This is a genomic window from Thermodesulfobacteriota bacterium, assembly GCA_031082315.1.
Classification (GTDB): domain Bacteria; phylum Desulfobacterota; class QYQD01; order QYQD01; family QYQD01; genus QYQD01.
Genome location: JAVHLC010000042.1, coordinates 1 through 536, shown reverse-complemented (window position 1 = coordinate 536; position 536 = coordinate 1). Strand labels below are relative to the sequence as shown.

Genomic DNA, 536 nt, shown 5'->3' with positions numbered 1-536 from the left:
TTTTAGGGGTTTCTTTCCCCATTGCTCGTTCAAATGACTTAGCACTGCATAAACAATTCTTTCGATACTTTGGATGTTGTTAAAACAACTCATGGGCCTTGTCCTTCTCCTCACCTCCCTGAAAGCCCTCTCGATAACATTGGTCGTCCGCACCTTGACCCATATCTCCTTGGGACAACTGTAGAAGTTAAGTAGTTCCTCTATGTCCTTCTCTACGCACCTGACCGCTTTTGGTGAGATTGGATTCCATTTATTATGCCACTTATTGTAGTGCTGTTCGGCTTCTTTCTTGTTCTTGGCAGTATAGATTGCACTGGCCTCCTTAATACACCGATCAAGATGCTTCTTCTTAAGATAATTGGCCACGTTCCTTAGTTTGTGCGCCCAGCACCTCTGTCTCTTTACAAACGGCCAGACAAGATCCACTGCGTTTTCAAGCCCCGGATTCCCGTCCGTCACTACAAGCCCCAGTGACTCGCCGGTTATACCTCTGCGGGAAAGAACCATCTTGTTAATCTCAACGGTAACCGGCCTGG

The 536-nt window shown here is 46.8% G+C and carries 1 protein-coding gene; it reads right to left on the bottom strand.

Going from position 1 to position 536, the window contains the following annotated elements; all coding sequences use genetic code 11:
• Positions 1 to 536: transposase (locus RDU59_12975; protein MDQ7839392.1), on the bottom strand; the 536-nt coding region annotated here is incomplete at both ends.